The 457-nt window shown below is 65.6% G+C and carries 1 protein-coding gene and 1 pseudogene; both read left to right on the top strand.

The window, feature by feature from the left end; genetic code table 11:
* A pseudogene (locus AB4Z02_RS19080) lies at positions 1-207 on the top strand (short chain dehydrogenase); the annotation flags it as partial.
* A gap of 49 nt (positions 208-256) precedes the next feature.
* Positions 257-457, top strand: a 201-nt coding sequence (locus AB4Z02_RS19085; protein WP_441972942.1) for an NAD-dependent epimerase/dehydratase family protein, incomplete at its 3' end; no start/stop codon positions are given.

Below are 457 nucleotides of genomic sequence, written 5' to 3' on the forward strand. Positions count from 1 at the left end.
GTGCAGAGCGCCGGACTGCCGGCCATTTACGCCGCTACGTCGAGCAGTGCCAGGCGAGGTGCCTTCTATGGACCGAGCGGACCCGGACATCTCGGCGGCGCGCCAGCCGAGCAGAAACTCTATTCACGTCTCCGCAGCACCGACGACGCCCAGCGCATCTGGACGCTGTCCGAACAGCTCACTGGTGTTCGGGTCGCGAACGGTTGATCCCCCCCGGTCGATAAAGATCCGCGCCCATCGGTCGTAGAGTGCGAGCATGGATCTCCAGCTTGAAAACCGCGTCGTCCTCGTCGTCGGAGGGCACGGCCTGGTCGGCACCGCCGTGGTTCAGCGACTTCGTGACGAGGGTGCGACAGTGATTCCGGCATCCCGCCACGCCTCGGATGGCGTGGTGATGGATGCGGCGAGCGACGACTCGGTCGCAGCCGGACTGTCGCAGATCATGGCGGAGTACGGA

Source organism: Pedococcus sp. 2YAF34 (assembly GCF_052114585.1).
In the GTDB taxonomy this organism is placed as follows: domain Bacteria; phylum Actinomycetota; class Actinomycetes; order Actinomycetales; family Dermatophilaceae; genus Pedococcus.